The sequence below is a fragment of the Serratia marcescens genome (assembly GCF_001902635.1).
In the GTDB taxonomy this organism is placed as follows: domain Bacteria; phylum Pseudomonadota; class Gammaproteobacteria; order Enterobacterales; family Enterobacteriaceae; genus Serratia; species Serratia marcescens_F.
Map to the genome: position 1 here is coordinate 36,420 of NZ_MJAO01000006.1, position 17,921 is coordinate 54,340.

Annotated in this window: 16 protein-coding genes and 3 tRNA genes; 16 read left to right on the forward strand and 3 right to left on the reverse strand. The window is 59.6% G+C overall.

The features are described 5' to 3' along the window. Nucleotides 1-5: 5 nt before the first annotated feature. Together asd and rsgA are read right to left on the reverse strand one after the other, a co-directional pair. The gene (gene asd, locus BHU62_RS07285) at nt 6-893 is read right to left on the reverse strand and encodes an archaetidylserine decarboxylase (RefSeq protein ID WP_073531337.1); all 888 of its coding nucleotides are present in this window, start codon (nt 891-893) and stop codon (nt 6-8) included. A 75-nt stretch (nt 894-968) separates the two neighbouring features. Then, nucleotides 969-2,018 carry a small ribosomal subunit biogenesis GTPase RsgA gene (gene rsgA, locus BHU62_RS07290; RefSeq protein ID WP_033638924.1) on the reverse strand — a complete coding sequence of 350 codons (1,050 nt, stop codon included), beginning with the start codon at nt 2,016-2,018 and terminating at the stop codon, nt 969-971. A 242-nt stretch (nt 2,019-2,260) separates the two neighbouring features. Between rsgA and orn the strand changes: the two genes are divergently transcribed. The 4 genes from orn to BHU62_RS07310 all read left to right on the forward strand — a co-directional run bounded on the left by orn (nt 2,261) and on the right by BHU62_RS07310 (nt 3,346). Continuing rightward, nucleotides 2,261-2,806 carry an oligoribonuclease gene (orn, locus tag BHU62_RS07295; protein WP_073531338.1) on the forward strand — a complete coding sequence of 182 codons (546 nt, stop codon included), beginning with the start codon at nt 2,261-2,263 and terminating at the stop codon, nt 2,804-2,806. A gap of 192 nt (nt 2,807-2,998) precedes the next feature. After that, a tRNA-Gly gene (locus tag BHU62_RS07300) sits at nt 2,999-3,074 on the forward strand. A 66-nt stretch (nt 3,075-3,140) separates the two neighbouring features. Beyond that, a tRNA-Gly gene (locus BHU62_RS07305) sits at nt 3,141-3,216 on the forward strand. A gap of 54 nt (nt 3,217-3,270) precedes the next feature. Beyond that, nucleotides 3,271-3,346 (forward strand) — tRNA-Gly (locus BHU62_RS07310). A 311-nt stretch (nt 3,347-3,657) separates the two neighbouring features. Here the strand turns inward: BHU62_RS07310 and queG are convergent. Beyond that, nucleotides 3,658-4,797, reverse strand: a complete 1,140-nt coding sequence (queG, locus tag BHU62_RS07315; protein ID WP_073531339.1) for a tRNA epoxyqueuosine(34) reductase QueG — start codon at nt 4,795-4,797, stop codon at nt 3,658-3,660. On the opposite strand from queG, the gene nnr reads away from it, so the two are divergent. From nnr to nsrR, 12 genes are all read left to right on the forward strand, one after another. Beyond that, nucleotides 4,796-6,310 (forward strand): bifunctional ADP-dependent NAD(P)H-hydrate dehydratase/NAD(P)H-hydrate epimerase, encoded by a 1,515-nt coding sequence (gene nnr / locus BHU62_RS07320; protein ID WP_073531340.1) that lies wholly within the window; start codon nt 4,796-4,798, stop codon nt 6,308-6,310. The two genes, queG and nnr, sit on opposite strands and share 2 nt — an antisense overlap. A 10-nt stretch (nt 6,311-6,320) precedes the next feature. Beyond that, a complete protein-coding gene (tsaE, locus tag BHU62_RS07325) occupies nt 6,321-6,791 on the forward strand; it encodes a tRNA (adenosine(37)-N6)-threonylcarbamoyltransferase complex ATPase subunit type 1 TsaE (RefSeq protein ID WP_073531341.1) in 471 nt (156 codons plus the stop codon). 7 nt (nt 6,792-6,798) lie between these two features. Further along, complete coding sequence (gene amiB / locus BHU62_RS07330; RefSeq protein WP_073531342.1) at nt 6,799-8,595, forward strand: N-acetylmuramoyl-L-alanine amidase AmiB; 1,797 nt, start codon at nt 6,799-6,801, stop codon at nt 8,593-8,595. Nucleotides 8,596-8,617: 22 nt separating this feature from the next. Next, a complete protein-coding gene (mutL, locus tag BHU62_RS07335; protein WP_073531343.1) occupies nt 8,618-10,504 on the forward strand; it encodes a DNA mismatch repair endonuclease MutL in 1,887 nt (628 codons plus the stop codon). Then, nucleotides 10,497-11,438 carry a tRNA (adenosine(37)-N6)-dimethylallyltransferase MiaA gene (gene miaA / locus BHU62_RS07340; RefSeq protein ID WP_073531344.1) on the forward strand — a complete coding sequence of 314 codons (942 nt, stop codon included), beginning with the start codon at nt 10,497-10,499 and terminating at the stop codon, nt 11,436-11,438. Before mutL ends, miaA begins: the two co-directional genes overlap by 8 nt. A gap of 114 nt (nt 11,439-11,552) precedes the next feature. Then, the gene (gene hfq, locus BHU62_RS07345; RefSeq protein WP_004933678.1) at nt 11,553-11,861 is read left to right on the forward strand and encodes an RNA chaperone Hfq; all 309 of its coding nucleotides are present in this window, start codon (nt 11,553-11,555) and stop codon (nt 11,859-11,861) included. Between the two features lie 98 nt (nt 11,862-11,959). After that, complete coding sequence (gene hflX / locus BHU62_RS07350; protein WP_004933675.1) at nt 11,960-13,240, forward strand: ribosome rescue GTPase HflX; 1,281 nt, start codon at nt 11,960-11,962, stop codon at nt 13,238-13,240. 68 nt (nt 13,241-13,308) lie between these two features. Next, nucleotides 13,309-14,559 (forward strand): FtsH protease activity modulator HflK, encoded by a 1,251-nt coding sequence (gene hflK / locus BHU62_RS07355; protein WP_073531345.1) that lies wholly within the window; start codon nt 13,309-13,311, stop codon nt 14,557-14,559. Between the two features lie 3 nt (nt 14,560-14,562). Then, nucleotides 14,563-15,567, forward strand: a complete 1,005-nt coding sequence (gene hflC / locus BHU62_RS07360; protein ID WP_004933669.1) for a protease modulator HflC — start codon at nt 14,563-14,565, stop codon at nt 15,565-15,567. A 63-nt stretch (nt 15,568-15,630) separates the two neighbouring features. Beyond that, complete coding sequence (locus BHU62_RS07365) at nt 15,631-15,831, forward strand: DUF2065 domain-containing protein (RefSeq protein WP_004933666.1); 201 nt, start codon at nt 15,631-15,633, stop codon at nt 15,829-15,831. 98 nt (nt 15,832-15,929) lie between these two features. Then, on the forward strand, nt 15,930-17,228 hold the full coding sequence (locus tag BHU62_RS07370; protein ID WP_025159583.1) for an adenylosuccinate synthase: 1,299 nt from the start codon (nt 15,930-15,932) through the stop codon (nt 17,226-17,228). 233 nt (nt 17,229-17,461) lie between these two features. Beyond that, the gene (gene nsrR, locus BHU62_RS07375) at nt 17,462-17,887 is read left to right on the forward strand and encodes a nitric oxide-sensing transcriptional repressor NsrR (RefSeq protein WP_073531346.1); all 426 of its coding nucleotides are present in this window, start codon (nt 17,462-17,464) and stop codon (nt 17,885-17,887) included. Nucleotides 17,888-17,921: the final 34 nt, after the last annotated feature.

A 17,921-nucleotide genomic window follows, 5' to 3' on the forward strand; every position in this document is an offset into this window, starting at 1 on the left:
TAGGTCTAAGTCTGTGGTGTTTCAGCGGTGGCCGGGATTTCGGCGAAGGCTTCGCCCATGCGGGTGACGGTGCCGTTATGCAACTGCGGCGCGAACTGCACGCTGCCGGCGGTAAACAGGTTGATCACCGTGGAGCCGAGCTTGAAGCGGCCCATTTCGGCGCCTTTTTCCAGCGTGATGGCGCCTTCTTCGCCGGCGGCCGGGTAGGTCCAGCGCTTGATGATGCCTTCGCGCGGCGGCGTGACGGTGCCGGCCCAGACGGTTTCGATGCTGCCGACGATGGTGGCGCCGACCAGGATTTGCACCATCGGCCCGATATCGGTGTCGAACACGCAGATCACGCGCTCGTTGCGCGCGAACAGGTTAGGTACGTTGGCGGCGGTGAGCGGATTGACCGAGAACAGATCGCCCGGCACATAGATCATTTCACGCAGCACGCCGGTGCAAGGCATGTGCACGCGGTGGTAGTCGCGCGGCGCCAGATAGGTGGTGGCGAACAGGCCGTTGCGGAACGGCTCGGCCAGCAAGTAGTTGCCGGCCAGCAGCGCTTCCAGGCTGTAGTGATGGCCTTTGGCCTGGAAGATTTGATCGTCGCGGATCGGGCCGAGCTGGCTGATGGCGCCATCGGCGGGCAGCGCCAGCCAGTTGGCGTCGGCGACGATCGGGCGCGCGCCGTCGCGCAGCGGACGCACGAAGAACTCGTTGAAGGTGGCGTAGGAGGCCAGGTCCGGATTTTGCGCTTCCTGCATGTCCACGCGGTAGTAGCGGGCGAAGGCCTTGACCACCAGTTGGGTCAGCCAGCCGGCCTGTTTGTCGGCGCCCCAGCCCGCCAGGCGGGTCAGCGCCAGCTTCGGCAGCCAATATTGCAATTTAATCTTGATGCTATCCAGCACGTTAACCTCGTGAATCAGGGTAAAGGGCGCGCATTGTAACGAGGGCTCCGCCGTCGTCAATGCCGCCCGTTATTGTCAGTCTGCGGCGTCCGTGAAGTTCTTGCGAACCTTCACCTGCGCCATGCTTTCCAGAATGCGGTGATAGTTGTCGAAACGCTCTTCCGCGATATCACCTTTCTCCATTGCTGCGCGGATGGCGCAACCGGGATCGGTATCGTGGCGGCAGTCGCGGAACTTGCAACCGCCTAAATAATCACGGAATTCGACAAAGCCGCGGGTGATTTGTTCCGGTTCCAGGTGCCACAGGCCAAACTCGCGCACCCCAGGGGAGTCGATCACATCGCCGCCGTGTTGGAAATGGTAAAGCCGCGCGGCGGTGGTGGTATGTTGCCCGAGGCCTGATACGTCGGAAACCTGATTTACCAGAATTTGCTCTTCGGACGGCGGCAGCAGCGCATTCAGCAAGCTGGATTTGCCGACCCCGGACTGGCCGGCGAAGATGCTGATGCGCCCGGCCAGCGCCTGTTCGAACTCCGCCATGCCTTCCCGCGTCTGGCTGGAGACTTCCAGCACCCGGTACCCAATCTTGCGATAGATATCCATCATGCCGTCGACCAGCTTGCGCGCTTCGGCATCCAGCAGGTCAATTTTGTTGAGTACGATCAGCGGTTCAACTTCGAGCGTTTCGCAGGCCACCAGATAGCGGTCGATGATGTTCAGCGACAGCTCGGGCAGGATCGCCGACACGATGACGATCTGATTGATATTGGCGGCGATCGGCTTCACGCCGTCGTAGAAGTCCGGGCGCGTCAGCACCGAGGTGCGCTCGTGCACCGCTTCCACGATGCCTTTCACCCCTTCATGGGCACCCAGGCCGGGGCGCCACACCACGCGATCGCCGGTCACCAGCGAACGCAGCGTGCGGCGGATATTGCAGCGGTGCTGAGTGCCATCCGGCGCCTCAACGTCAGCGTGCATGCCGAAACGGCTGATGACGACGCCTTCCTGCGGCTCGCCCAGTTGGGAATCATCCGGCTCCGGTTTGTTATCAGCACGCTTCAGACGGCGCTGATGGTTCGCCTGCACGCGGCGTTGCTGACCTTTGGACAGTTTGTTCTTACTCACTGCGCCTCACTTGAATCGGTTTTATACCTTTACACGTACGACGGCGGTAGGGGGGCTTTCCCCGGCCGCAGCCTTGAACCCGTCGGGGTATATGTCGCCCAGGGCGACCAAAAAGACTATGATACACGCTATTTTATATTAAATAACCGTTGTTAGCCGCCGGCTGCGGCGCGTCGCCACCGGCGGCGCCCGCCGTCTCGTCCGCACAGCGTTTTTCTCTCGGCTTTTAGGCAGGAAACATCATGACAGGAAACGAAAATAACCTGATTTGGATCGATTTGGAGATGACCGGGCTGGATCCGGAGCGTGACCGCATTATCGAGATCGCCACGCTGGTCACCGACGCCAACCTGAACATCCTGGCGGAGGGGCCGGTGATCGCCGTGCATCAATCCGACGATCAGCTGGCTCTGATGGACGAGTGGAACGTTCGCACCCATACCGGCAGCGGGCTGGTGGAGCGGGTGAAAGCCAGCCGCCAGGACGATCGCGCCGCCGAGCTGGAAACCATCGCCTTTCTGCAGCAGTGGGTGCCGGCCGGCAAATCGCCGATCTGCGGCAACAGCGTGGGCCAGGACCGCCGTTTCCTGTTCCGCTATATGCCGGAGCTGGAGGCTTACTTCCATTACCGTTATCTGGACGTCAGCACGCTGAAGGAGCTGGCGCGTCGTTGGAAGCCGGAAATTCTCGGTGGTTTTAAAAAGCAGGGTACCCATCAGGCGCTGGACGACATCCGCGAATCGGTGGCCGAACTGGCTTATTACCGCGAACATTTCATCCAGCTCTAAGGCTGTGGCGGCCCCGGAGGGGAAAAAACGCCGCTTTTAGCCGTTTAATTCGCCAACTTGGCGCTTTAATCGGCAATCAAACAAAAATCGCGTTTTTTTGCTTTCAGGGGCTTGCGACAAAAAGGATTTCTCGTATAATGCGCACCCCGTACCGATGAAGAATTTCGTAAAGTTCCACCATCGATACGCCGGGCGGGAATAGCTCAGTTGGTAGAGCACGACCTTGCCAAGGTCGGGGTCGCGAGTTCGAGTCTCGTTTCCCGCTCCAAATTCAACAATGTCGCGATGCGGCATGATGAATAAATAAAGCAGTATCAAGCAGTACCTATGCGACGCGGGAATAGCTCAGTTGGTAGAGCGCAACCTTGCCAAGGTTGAGGTCGCGAGTTCGAGCCTCGTTTCCCGCTCCAAAAATTCAAAGGTCACGCCAGTGTTTGGTGACCGGATGCCCAAAGCATCTCAATGCGGGAATAGCTCAGTTGGTAGAGCACGACCTTGCCAAGGTCGGGGTCGCGAGTTCGAGTCTCGTTTCCCGCTCCAATTTTCTCTTCGTTTCAAACTCAAATCCAACGCCTTATCCGGCGCGGATTTTTGTCCCGTTTTACATGTCTGGTAAAAATGTTGTAAACAGAGTTATCCACAGGCCCTGTACTTAATACCGTCAGACTAAAAAATCAACAGCATACAAATCAAATATTTAATTCTTTGATTTTTAAGCTTATTTATTTATCCCAAAACGTTATGCCGATCACTTGCTCTTTTTGTTGCAGTTGAAAGACAACGTGTTTTTATTTTTATGCACAAATCCACAGAGAGAGTCCGCGGGCGGTATGACCGCGCGGTGCAGGCCGTCAGGCATCCCTCGGCAAACCTTTTTCCACAGCCCGTATCAGTCGTTTTTTCTGCGCCGTCTGCACCTCAACGCCCTGCGCTTCGCGGCGGGCGAGCTGTTGCGCCAGCGCCCAGTGGATATGTTCGTCCAGCATAGCGTCCTGATCTAAACGCGCGCGTAGCGCGATCACCACGCCGTCTTCGTATGGCGCATTACCCAACGCCACGGCGATATTGCGCAGCCAGCGCAGGTGGCCGATGCGGCGTATCGCCGAGCCTTCGGTGATGCGCAGGAATTTTTCTTCCGTCCAGTTGAACAAATCGATCAGCTGCGGCGCGTGTAGCGCGGCGCGCGGGCTGAAGTCGTCTTCATCTGTGAGTTGAGAAAAGCGGTTCCACGGGCAGATCAGCTGGCAGTCGTCGCAGCCGTAAATGCGGTTGCCGATCAGCGGTCGGAACTCCTCCGGTATCGCGCCTTCCAGCTCGATGGTCAGGTAAGAGATGCAGCGCCGGGCGTCTACGGTATAGGGCGCGACGATGGCACCGGTCGGGCAGGTGGTGATGCAGGCGACGCAGCGGCCGCACTGCTCTTCCTGCGGCCGATCCACCGGTAGCGGCAGATCGATCAGCAATTCGCCGAGGAAAAACCACGACCCAGCTTCGCGGTTGAGAATTAGTGAGTGTTTACCAACCCATCCGATGCCTGCCTTGGCGGCCAGGGCGCGCTCCATCACCGGCGCGGAATCGACAAAGGGACGGAAATTCAGCTCGCCGCAGTATGCCTGGATCTGATCGCCCAGCTTTTTCAGGCGCTGGCGCAACAATTTGTGATAGTCGCGCCCCAGCGCGTAGCGGCTGACGTAACCCAGCTGCGGATTCTGCAAGGTGCTGGCGAACGCCGCCTTGGCCGGCAGGTAGTTCATGCGCACGCTGATCACCCGCAGCGTGCCCGGCAGCAGTTCGTGAGGGCGTGCGCGCAGCATGCCGTGGCGCGCCATCCAGTCCATCTCGCCATGGTACTGCTTGTCGAGCCAGGCCTGCAGTTTCGGCTCTTCGAGGCTTAGATCGGTATCGCAGATGCCAACCTGCTGGAATCCTAGCGATTGCCCCCATTGCTTGATATGTTGGGCGAGTTGATGGAGATCGAGGGGGTGCGTCATGACGGGCCATAGTGAAAAAGCATACGCTGACAGCTTACCACACTCTGTCTGGTCTGCGGACTGGATCCGTCGTTCGGAGCCTGCGGCGGCGGCCTCGCTCGGCATCTCCCTTTACGATTTGATGCAGCGCGCCGGTCAGGCGGCCTACGCGCTGGCGCGCGACGCGTATCCTTCCCTCAACCACTGGCTGGTGTTGTGCGGCCACGGCAACAACGGCGGCGACGGCTATGTGGTGGCGCGCCTGGCGAAGGCGGCGGGCGTGCAGGTGACGTTGATCGCCTGCGAAGGCTCACGGCCCTTGCCGCCGGAGGCCGCCGCCGCCCGCCAGGCCTGGTTGGCTGCCGGCGGCGATATTCTGCCGGCGAACAGCCGCTGGCCGGGGTCTGTCTCGCTGATCATCGACGGGCTGTTGGGTACCGGCCTGAGCAGCGCGCCGCGTGCGCCTTACGATGCACTGATCGAGGCCGCCAACCGGCATTCGGCGCCGGTGGTGGCACTCGATATCCCGTCCGGTCTGCTGGCGGAAAGCGGCGCCGCGCCAGGCGCGGTGGTGCGTGCCGCGCACACCGTCACGTTCATCGGCCTCAAGCCGGGTTTACTGACCGGCCAGGCGCGCGACTGGGTCGGGCAACTTCATCAGAATACGCTAGGCTTATCGGATTGGCTGGCGAAGCAACCGGCGCAGATTCAGCGGCTTACCGCCGAGATGCTGCCGCGTTGGCTGCATCCGCGCCGCCCCTGCGCCCATAAGGGCGAGCACGGCCGCCTGTTGTTGGTGGGCGGCGACCGCGGTTTCGGCGGCGCCATTCGCATGGCGGCGGAGGCGGCCCTACGCAGCGGTGCTGGCTTGGTGCGAGTGCTTACTCACATTGAACACGTTGCGCCGCTGTTGGCAGCCCGGCCGGAATTGATGGTGCAGGCGCTGGACGAGGCGACGCTGCGGCAGGCGATGCAATGGGCGGATGTGCTGGTGATTGGCCCGGGCCTGGGCCAGTCTGAATGGGGCAAGAACGCGTTGAATGTGCTGCAAGCCAGCGATAAACCGGCCTTGTGGGACGCCGATGCGCTGAACTTGCTGGCATTAAATCCCGAGAAGCGGCAGAATCGCGTGATGACCCCGCATCCCGGTGAGGCGGCGCGGCTGTTGAGCTGCAGCACCGCTGATATCGAGAGTGATCGCTTACTTGCCGTGCGCAAGCTGGCGGTGCGCTACGGCGGCGTGGCGGTGCTGAAAGGCGCCGGAACGCTGATCGCCGATGAGCGGGGGCAGATGGCGATCGCCGACGTCGGCAATGCCGGCATGGCCTCCGGCGGCATGGGCGATGTGCTGTCGGGCATCATCGGCGGTTTGCTGGCGCAAAAGCTCTCGCTGTATGATGCCGCTTGTGCGGGCTGCGTCGTACACGGCGCGGCCGCCGATCGCGTGGCGGAAAGACAAGGAACAAGAGGCATGTTGGCGACCGATTTACTGCCGGACATCCTTCATTTCGTTAACCCTGAGTGGGCAAAATAGACTTTATCGAATGAAAGAACTCGTTTTACCTCTGCCGGACGAGGCAGCGACTGTCGCATTGGGCGCCACGTTGGCCAAGGCCTGCGATCGCGCCAGCGTCATCTATCTCTACGGCGACCTGGGCGCCGGTAAAACCACCTTCAGCCGCGGTTTCCTGCAGGCGTTAGGGCATCAGGGCAACGTCAAAAGCCCGACCTACACCCTGGTGGAACCTTATGCCTTACAGCCGCTGGCGGTGTATCACTTCGATCTGTATCGCCTGGCCGATCCGGAAGAACTCGAATTCATGGGCATCCGTGATTACTTCGCGCAAGACGCCATCTGCCTGGTCGAATGGCCACAGCAGGGCACCGGCGTGCTGCCGGAGCCGGATCTGGCGCTGCACCTCGGCTATCAGGGCGAAGGGCGCGAGGCGAAGATCGAGGCGATTTCCGCTTACGGCAGCCAGCTTTTAGACCGCATTCACGGGCCACAGGGATGATGCTGCAATGACGCATGCGTTGAAAAAATTCGCGGTCCTCATGCTGATCGCTGTGCTGGGGCCGTTCGGCGCATTGAACGCGCTGGCGGCGTCCTCGCTATCGGATATCAAGGTCGCCAACGCTCAGCGTGAAGCGACGGTGTCGGTGAGCTTCAACGGCCCGCCTGACTATGCCTTTTTCCCGCTGCACGGTCCGGATCGCGTGGTGTTGGACGTCAATCAGAAGGGGAAAGTCGGCGGCCTACCGCTCAACTTCAGCGGCCAGAACCTGGTGAAAAGCATTCGCTCGAGCACGCCGAAAGACGCTCAGAGCGTGCGTCTGGTATTTGATCTGACCCAGCGCGCCAAAACCCGCGTCTCTACCCGCCAGAACGGTGGCGTGCATACCGTGGTGTTCACCATCACGGCCGAAGGCGGCGCTAATAACGTCGTGCGCAAAGCGCCGGTGCAAACGCCTGCGCCGGTCACAGTCAGCCAACCCGCGCGCCAGGTACCGGTCGCGGTAAGCGAAGCGCCGGAGCCACCATTGCGTAAAGCGCCCACGGGTGCGAATCCGTTTACCAATAAACCTGCCGTGGTTGCGGGCACTGCCACTGAAGTGACGCCGCGCAGCAGCCGCGTTTCCGTTGGTTCCGGCGATCGGGTGGTGGTGGCGATCGACGCCGGCCACGGCGGTCAGGATCCGGGCGCCATCGGCCCGAGCGGGCTGAAAGAGAAGAATGTCACCATCGCCATCGCGCGCCGCTTGCAGGCGATGCTGAACGACGATCCGCAGTTCAAGCCGGTGTTGACGCGTAACGGCGACTATTTCATTTCGGTGATGGGGCGTTCCGACGTGGCGCGTAAGCAGGGCGCCAACGTGTTGGTCTCCATTCATGCCGACGCCGCGCCGAACCGCAGCGCCAGCGGGGCCTCCGTCTGGGTGCTGTCCAACCGCCGCGCCAACAGCGAAATGGCCGGCTGGCTTGAACAGCATGAGAAGCAGTCCGAGCTGCTTGGCGGCGCCGGCGACCTGCTGGCCAACAGCCAGGCCGACCCTTATCTGAGCCAGGCGGTGCTGGATCTGCAGTTCGGTCATTCGCAACGCGTAGGATACGATGTGGCGGTGAAGGTGTTACAGCAGCTGCAAAGCGTCGGCTCACTGCATAAGCGCCGGCCGGAACACGCCAGTTTGGGCGTGCTGCGTTCGCCGGATATCCCATCGCTGCTGGTGGAAACAGGATTTATCAGTAATAGCACGGAGGAGCGGCTGCTGGGCAGTAGCGCGTATCAGGAGAAGATTGCCAAGGCCATCCATAACGGCCTGCGCAGCTATTTCCTGGCGCATCCGCTGCAAGCCGACCCAAAGGTGGAAAACCGACCGCTGGACGTCGCAGCGGCGGTTAACACCTCAACACCAGACGTGCGCCAGCCGGAGCCGATCGTCAGCTCGGCCGGCGCGAGCCGCAGCGTGAGCGGCAAGACCCAGATCCACGTGGTGAAGCGGGCGGAGACGCTGTCCGGTATTGCCGACAGCTACGGCACCACCCCGGCGGCGCTACGCGATCTGAACAAACTGAAGAAAGACGGCGTGTGGGTGGGCCAACGCCTGAAGGTGCCGGCGGGTAAAACCGCCGCCGTAACTGCCGTCGCCAAGGTAAAAACGCCGGCGAAGAAGCCGTCTAAACATAAAGTGGCCCGCGGGGATACGCTTTCCTCCATCGCTTCTCGCTATGGGGTCAGCGTCGGCGATCTGAAACGGGTCAACAATCTTAAGTCGGACGTCGCGCCGCTGGATCGGACGCTGACCATTCCGCAGGCCTAGCGCCGTCGCTACAGGAGTCAGCATGCCTATCCAGGTGTTACCGCCACAGCTTGCCAACCAGATCGCCGCGGGAGAGGTGGTTGAACGGCCTGCGTCGGTCGTCAAAGAGCTGGTGGAAAACAGCCTGGACGCCGGTGCGACGCGCATCGATATCGATATTGAACGCGGCGGCGCCAAGCTGATCCGCATTCGCGACAACGGCTGCGGCATCGGCAAGGCCGATCTGGCGCTGGCGTTGGCGCGGCACGCCACCAGTAAAATCAGCACGCTCGACGATCTGGAAGCGATCGTCAGCCTCGGCTTTCGCGGCGAAGCGCTGGCCAGCATCAGCTCGGTTTCCCGTTTGACCCTGACGTCGCGTACCGCCGACCAGGGTGAGGCGTGGCAAGCCTATGCCGAAGGGCGAGAGCAGGCGGTGACGGTCAAACCCGCCGCGCATCCGGTCGGCAGCACGCTGGAGGTGCTGGATCTGTTTTACAACACCCCGGCGCGCCGCAAGTTCATGCGCACCGAGAAAACCGAGTTCGGCCATATCGATGAGGTGGTGCGGCGCATTGCGCTGGCGCGTTTCGATGTGGCGATCAACCTCAGCCACAACGGCAAACTGATCCGCCAATACCGGGCGGCGAAAGAAGAAAGCCAACACGAGCGCCGTTTGGGCAGCATTTGCGGCCCGGCATTTTTGCAGCATGCGCTGAACATCAACTGGCAGCACGGCGACCTTAGCATTCGCGGTTGGGTGGCGGATCCCGCCGGGGCACGTCAGTTGGGTGAAATGCAGTACTGCTACGTCAACAGCCGCATGATGCGCGATCGGTTGATCAATCACGCCATTCGGCAGGCCTATCAGGATCAGCTGAAAGAGGAGCAGCAACCCGCTTACGTGTTGTATCTGGAGGTCGATCCGCATCAGGTGGACGTCAACGTTCATCCCGCCAAGCACGAGGTGCGTTTCCATCAGGCGCGGCTGGTGCACGATTTTATCTATCAGGCGGTGACCACCGTGCTGCAACAGGCCGGTCAGTCGCCGTCGTTGCCGCTGGCGGAAACGCCTGACGAAGAACCCGTGCCGGTTTGGCAGCAGGAGAACCGCGTCGCCGCCGGCGGCAACCATTTTTCTCAGCCTGCGCCGCGCCGCGAAACGTCGCCACAGGCCGGCGGCGTCGCCCGTGAGCGCGCGCCGCAGCCCGGTTGGCAAACGGCGGGCGGTTACCAGAAACGCGAAGGCGAGCTGTACGGCAAACTGATGCAGCCCTCTACCGAGCCGCAGGCCGAGGCCGCGCCGGAAGTCTCGAGTAAGCCGCCGTTGTTCCCGCCGGTGAAAGCCGCGGCGGAAACGCCGTTGGCGGGCGGCCAACACAGTTTTGGCCGGGTGCTGATGATCCATCCGCCTTGCTACGCGTTGATTGAACAGCGCTTGCAGCCGGCGCTGCTCAACCTGGCGGTGGCCGAACGCTGGCTGCGTCAGGCGCAGCTCAACCCGCCTGCGGAAGGGCTGCGGCCACAACCGCTGCTCATTCCAATCAAGCTGACGCTGAACAAAAATGAAGCGGCGGCCATCGCGCGGCATCAGGCGCTGTTGGCGGCGATGGGGCTGGATCTGCAAACGGATCACGGCCGTGTGACGCTGCGCGCAGTGCCTTTACCATTGCGCCAACAAAATTTACAAAAACTGATACCCGAACTGTTAGGCTATCTGGCCGAACATCAGGAGATGTTGCCCGCGGTGCTGGCCACCTGGCTCGCTCGCCGCCTTGGCAGCGAACATGAACAGTGGAACACCTCGCAAGCGATACAATTGCTGACCGACGTTGAACGACTTTGCCCGCAGCTGGTCAAATCGCCACCGAGCGGACTTTTACAACCCGTTGATTTACAGGCCGCACTGGCGGCCCTCAAGCATGACTGAAACTGAAATGACACCACGTCCCCCGGCTATTTTCATCATGGGGCCGACCGCCTCGGGTAAGACCGCGCTGGCGATCGCGCTGCGCGAACGCCTGCCGGTGGAGCTGATCAGCGTCGATTCCGCGCTGATTTATCGCGGCATGGATATCGGCACCGCAAAGCCGAGCGCCGAAGAACTGGCGCAGGCCCCCCATCGGTTGATCGATATCCGCGATCCCGCAGAAGCTTACTCGGCGGCGGAGTTTCGCGCCGACGCGCTGAAGGAGATGGCCGACATCACCGCTGCCGGGCGTATTCCGCTGCTGGTGGGTGGCACTATGTTGTATTTCAAGGCGTTGCTGGAAGGATTGTCGCCGTTGCCGTCCGCCGATCCCTTGGTTCGCGAGCGCATTGAACAGCAGGCGGCGGAGCAGGGTTGGGAGGCGTTGCACCGCCAGTTACAGGCGATCGATCCGGTCGCGGCATTGAGAATTCATCCGAATGATCCGCAGAGACTGTCCAGAGCACTGGAAGTTTTTTTTATTTCGGGTAAAACTTTAACGGAACTGACTAAAATTTCGGGTGAATCGTTACCGTATCAAGTTCACCAATTTGCGATAGCGCCGACCAGCCGTGAGTTGATCCATCAACGCATCGAGCTGCGGTACCATCAAATGTTGGCGGCGGGTTTTGAGACGGAAGCGCGTGCACTTTTCGCACGGGGTGATTTGCATACGGACTTGCCCTCCATTCGCTGTGTCGGTTACCGCCAGATGTGGTCATACTTGTCTGGTGAAATTAGTTACGATGAGATGGTTTATCGTGGTATTTGCGCAACACGTCAGTTGGCTAAACGCCAGATGACCTGGTTACGGGGTTGGGAGTCGGTCCATTGGTTGGACAGTGAAAAGCCGGGAGAGGCTTTGGACTCGGTGACACAGGTTGTTAGTGCATAGGTTGGGTGATTGTGTACAATTGCTGAGTATTCAGCGCGCAAATTTTTTACGTCGTTTATTTTAGAGCCGACAGGTTCTTAGTTACAAACAACAAGCAAATAAGGAAAAGATAGAATGGCTAAGGGGCAATCTTTGCAAGATCCGTTCCTGAACGCATTGCGTCGTGAACGTGTTCCGGTTTCTATTTATTTGGTGAATGGTATTAAGCTGCAAGGCCAGATTGAGTCTTTTGACCAGTTTGTCATCCTGTTGAAGAACACGGTTAGCCAGATGGTGTACAAGCACGCTATCTCTACCGTTGTCCCGTCACGCCCGGTTTCGCATCACAGCAACAACCCGAGCGGCGGTTCAAGCAACTATCACCATGGTAACAATCCGTCTGCGCAGCAACAGCCGCAGCAGGAAAGCGATGACGCTGAATAAAGCGCGTTGCAAGTCAACCATGACGGGGAGCATAAGCAGCCGCGGGCTGTTTATGTCCCCCAAACTCACGGTGAGTGTCCGTTTGAGAGGTTGCACGCTTGTTTGACCGTTATGAAGCCGGTGAGCAGGCCGTACTGGTTCATATCTATTTCTCGCAAGACAAAGATACGGAAGACCTCAACGAGTTCGAATCGTTGGTTTCCTCAGCCGGTGTCGAAGCTTTGCAAGTGGTGACTGGTAGCCGCAAAGCCCCGCATCCGAAGTACTTTGTCGGCGAAGGAAAGGCCGAAGAAATTGCAGATGCGGTGAAAGCCAGCGGCGCGTCTGTTGTCCTGTTTGATCATTCCCTTTCCCCGGCGCAGGAAAGAAACCTCGAGCGCCTGTGCGAATGCCGGGTGATCGACCGCACCGGGCTGATTTTAGACATCTTCGCCCAGCGTGCCCGTACCCATGAAGGTAAGCTGCAGGTGGAGTTGGCGCAGCTGCGTCACATCGCCACGCGTCTGGTACGCGGCTGGACGCACCTGGAGCGGCAAAAAGGGGGGATTGGCCTGCGCGGGCCGGGGGAAACCCAGCTTGAGACCGACCGTCGCCTGTTGCGCGATCGTATCAGCTTGATTCTGCGCCGCCTGGAGCGGGTAGAAAAGCAGCGTGAACAAGGCCGACGCGCGCGGACCCGCGCCGATGTGCCGACCGTCTCGCTGGTGGGCTACACCAACGCCGGCAAATCCACCCTGTTTAACCGAATAACGTCTGCCGAGGTGTATGCGGCGGATCAGCTATTTGCCACCCTGGATCCTACGTTGCGGCGCATTGACGTGCCGGACGTGGGGGATACCGTGTTGGCGGATACCGTAGGCTTTATCCGGCACCTGCCGCACGATCTGGTAGCCGCCTTCAAGGCGACGCTGCAAGAAACGCGTCAGGCGTCTCTGCTGCTGCACGTCATCGACGCCGCAGATCCGCGCGTCGATGAGAACATCGAAGCGGTGAACACTGTGCTGGCGGAGATCGACTCGGATGAAATCCCTACACTGTTAGTGATGAACAAAATAGATATGCTGGACGATTTTGTGCCGCGTATCGACCGCAACGATGAAAACCTGCCGATCCGGGTGTGGCTGTCCGCCGCCAGCGGAGAGGGTATTCCGTTGCTGTATCAGGCGTTGACGGAGCGCTTATCGGGGGAGATCGCACATTACGAATTGCGCTTACCGCCACGGGCAGGCCGTCTTCGCAGCCGTTTTTACCAGCTTCAGGCGATTGAAAAAGAGTGGAACGAAGAGGACGGTAGCATTGGCGTGGTGGTGCGAATGCCGATCGTCGAATGGCGTCGTCTCTGCAAGCAAGAACAGGACCTGATTGACTTTATCGTATGATCATATCCTGTTACATTTATGCTTCGCGAAAGCCTGAAGTACCCAATCACAGAATATGGAGCTAAAACATGGCGTGGAATCAGCCCGGTAATAACGGACAGGACCGCGACCCGTGGGGGAGCAGCAATAACAATGGCGGCAACTCTGGCGGTAACAACAAAGGCGGTCGTGATCAAGGGCCACCTGATTTGGACGATATCTTCCGCAAACTGAGCAAGAAATTGAGCGGTTTCGGCGGGGGCAAAGGCTCCAACAGCAATAGCGGCGGCACCGGCACCTCCGGTCCGGGCTTCAGCGGCCGCATTATCGGTATCGCGGCGGTCGCCGTGGTGGTGATCTGGGCCGCCAGCGGCTTCTACACCATCAAAGAAGCCGAACGCGGCGTCGTGACGCGTTTCGGTAAGTTCAGCCACCTGGTGCAGCCGGGCCTGAACTGGAAACCGACCTTCATCGACGACGTCCGTCCGGTGAACGTGGAATCCGTGCGCGAGCTGGCGGCGTCCGGCGTGATGCTGACCTCCGATGAAAACGTGGTGCGCGTGGAAATGAACGTGCAGTACCGCGTGACCAACCCGGAAGCGTACCTGTTCAGCGTCGTCAATGCCGACGACAGCCTGAGCCAGGCGACCGACAGTGCCCTGCGCGGCGTGATCGGCAAATACTCGATGGATCGTATCCTGACCGAAGGCCGTACCGTGGTGCGTAACGATACGCAGCGCATGCTGGAAGAGACCATTCGTCCTTACAACATGGGCATCACGCTGCTGGACGTCAACTTCCAGGCGGCGCGTCCACCGGAAGAGGTGAAGGCGTCGTTCGACGATGCGATCGCCGCGCGTGAGAACGAGCAGCAATACATCCGTGAAGCGGAAGCCTACGCCAACGAAGTTCAGCCGCGTGCGAACGGCCAGGCACAGCGTCTGCTGGAAGACTCCAAGGCTTATAAAGACCGCACCATCCTGGAAGCTCAGGGTGAGGTGGCGCGCTTTGCCAAACTGTTGCCGGAATACAAGTCCGCACCGCAGATCACCCGCGAGCGTCTGTATATCGAAACCATGGAAAAAGTGCTGGGCCATACCCGTAAGGTGTTGGTGAGCGACAAAGGCAACAACCTGATGGTACTGCCGCTGGATCAGATGCTGCGCGGCCAAGGCGCGGCGACGGAGAGCGGCAATAAGGATACCAGCCTGATTCGCCTCAATCCGAATCCTGCGCCGGCTGCCAACAGCAGCACCCCGCGCACCAGCGGCGGTTCGATTATGGATCAGCGCCGGGCGAATGCGCAGCGTGACGACACCACTCGCGTAGGGAGAGAGTAATCAATGCGTAAGTCTTTTGTAGTTATTGTCCTCGCGGTGCTGGTGGTGCTGTACGCTTCGCTGTTCGTGGTGCAGGAAGGCCAGCGTGGCATCGTGCTGCGCTTCGGCAAGGTTCTGCGCGACGGCGAAAACAAGCCGCTGGTGTATGCGCCGGGTCTGCACCTCAAGATACCGTTCATTGAGACCGTGAAGAACCTGGATGCGCGCATCCAGACTATGGACAACCAGGCCGATCGCTTCGTGACCAGCGAGAAGAAAGACCTGATCGTCGACTCTTACCTGAAGTGGCGCATCAGCGATTTCAGCCGTTACTATCTGGCGACCGGCGGCGGCGACGTCTCCCAGGCCGAAGTGCTGCTGAAACGTAAGTTCAGCGACCGTCTGCGTTCCGAAATCGGCCGCCTGGACGTGAAAGACATCGTGACCGACTCGCGCGGCAAACTGATGTCCGACGTGCGTGACGCGCTGAACACCGGCACCGTGGGCGACGGCGAAGAAGTGGCGACCACCGAAGCCGATGACGCTATCGCTTCTGCGGCGGCGCGCGTTGAGCGGGAAACCACCGGCAAACAGCCGCAGGTTAACCCGAACAGCATGGCGGCGCTGGGTATCGAAGTGATCGACGTGCGTATCAAGCAGATCAACCTGCCGGCCGAAGTGTCCGACGCTATCTACCAGCGTATGCGCGCCGAGCGTGAAGCGGTAGCCCGTCGTCTGCGTTCGCAGGGTCAGGAAGAAGCCGAGAAGCTGCGCGCCAGCGCGGACTACGAAGTGACCCGTACTCTGGCGGAAGCCGAGCGTCAGGCGCGTATCACCCGCGGTGAAGGCGATGCCGAAGCGGCCAAACTGTTCGCCAACGCGTTCAGCCAGGATCCGGACTTCTATGCCTTTATCCGCAGCCTGCGCGCCTATGAAGCCAGCTTCAAGGACAACCAGGACGTGCTGGTACTGAGCCCGGACAGCGATTTCTTCCGCTACATGAAGTCGCCTGATACCCTGCGCAAATAAGCGCGGCAGGCAATCTGATCGGGGGCCCGTTTACGCGGGCCCTTTCTCGTTCTTGGGGGATGCATGAACTCAACGATTTGGCTGGCGCTCGGGCTGGTCCTGGTGCTGGAAGGGCTGGGGCCGATGCTGTTTCCGCAGGCCTGGCGCAAGATGATTGTGGCGATGTCGCAGTTGCCGGATGCGACGCTACGGCGATTTGGCGGCGGAATAGTGGTTGCGGGCTGCGTGATCTACTACATGTTGAGTGGCCGCACGGGTCTTTAAAGTCTAGACCAAATTTTATGCAATCGTATGCTAAAAGTGCTGAAAATCGAAAATTACGGTGGTAGAATCCATTTTTAAGCAATCGGTGATTTTGAAAAATGGGTAAGAACGTCGTCGTACTGGGCACCCAATGGGGTGACGAAGGTAAGGGCAAGGTTGTAGACCTGCTGACCGAACGGGCTCAATATGTTGTGCGCTACCAAGGTGGTCATAACGCTGGCCACACTCTGGTAATCAACGGTGAAAAAACCGTCCTTCATTTAATTCCTTCAGGCATTCTGCGTGAAAACGTCACCAGCATCATCGGCAACGGTGTTGTTCTGGCACCTGACGCGTTGATGAAAGAAATGGGTGAACTCGAAGCGCGTGGCATCCCGGTACGCGAACGTCTGTTACTGTCCGAAGCTTGCCCGCTGATCCTGCCTTACCACGTTGCGCTGGATAACGCGCGTGAGAAAGCGCGCGGCGCTAAAGCGATCGGCACCACTGGTCGCGGCATCGGCCCGGCTTACGAAGATAAAGTGGCTCGTCGCGGCCTGCGCGTAGGCGATCTGTTCAACAAAGAAACCTTCGCCGTTAAGCTCAAAGAGATCGTCGATTACCACAACTTCCAGCTGGTCAACTACTACAAAGTTGAAGCCGTTGATTATCAGGCGACGCTGGACTACGTGCTGTCTATCGCTGACATCCTGACTGCTATGGTGGTTGATGTGTCCGAACTGCTGGACGGCGCGCGCAAGCGTGGCGACCTGATCATGTTCGAAGGCGCTCAGGGCACCCTGCTGGATATCGACCACGGTACTTACCCGTACGTCACCTCTTCCAACACCACCGCCGGCGGCGTGGCTACCGGTTCCGGCATCGGCCCGCGTTATGTGGACTACGTGCTGGGTATCGTGAAAGCCTACTCCACTCGCGTGGGTGCAGGTCCGTTCCCAACCGAACTGTTCGATGAAACCGGCGAGTACCTGTGCAAGCAGGGCAACGAATTCGGCGCCACCACCGGCCGTCGTCGTCGTACCGGCTGGCTGGACGCGGTAGCGGTGCGTCGCGCGGTGCAGATCAACTCCCTGTCCGGCTTCTGCCTGACCAAACTGGACGTCCTGGACGGCCTGAAAGAAGTGAAGATCTGCGTGGGTTACCGCATGCCGGACGGTCGTGAAGTGGATACCACTCCGCTGGCGGCTGAAGGCTGGGAAGGCATCGAGCCAATCTACGAAACCATGCCGGGCTGGAGCGAAACCACCTTTGGCGTGAAAGAGCACAGCAAGCTGCCTCAGGCTGCGCTGAACTACATCAAGCGCATCGAAGAAGTGACCGGCGTACCGGTAGACATCATCTCTACCGGCCCGGATCGCAGCGAAACCATGATCCTGCGCGACCCGTTCGACGCATAATCAGGCTTTGCGGCATTAAACAAACCGGGCGTGTCCCGGTTTGTTTTTATCCTGACTCCCTCCGATTGCGGTTTCACGTCAAAAAATCCTTTCATAAACCCGCCTTAGGGCGCGGGATTCGCTAAATAATTAGCGACGAACTCTCCGGCTGGTTTATTATCCAATGAGTAATCTTTTGAATAGCGCCGAAAATCGGCGTATCAGACGGGTAAAGTGATACCCAGAGGTAAGATGTGCAGTTAACAAGTTTTACTGATTATGGCCTGCGGGCGTTGATCTACATGGCCTCGTTGCCGCCGGACAAAATGACCAGCATCTCGGAAGTGACCGAGGTTTATGGCGTGTCTCGCAACCATATGGTGAAGATCATCAATCAGTTGAGCCGAGAGGGTTTTGTCACGGCGGTGCGCGGCAAGCATGGCGGCATCCGTTTGGGCAAACCGGCCGAGAGCATTCGTCTCGGCGACGTAGTGCGGGCGCTGGAGCCGCTTGCGCTGGTTAACTGCAGCAGCGAGTTTTGCCACATCACCCCTGCCTGCCGACTGAAGCAGGTGCTCCATCAGGGCGTACAGAATTTCCTTGAAGAGCTGGATAAGCATACGTTGGCCGATATGGTCGAAGACAATCCGCCGCTCTACAAGCTATTGCTTGTCGAATAAAACGACGTTGAGAAGACAAGGCTCAACGTCATCC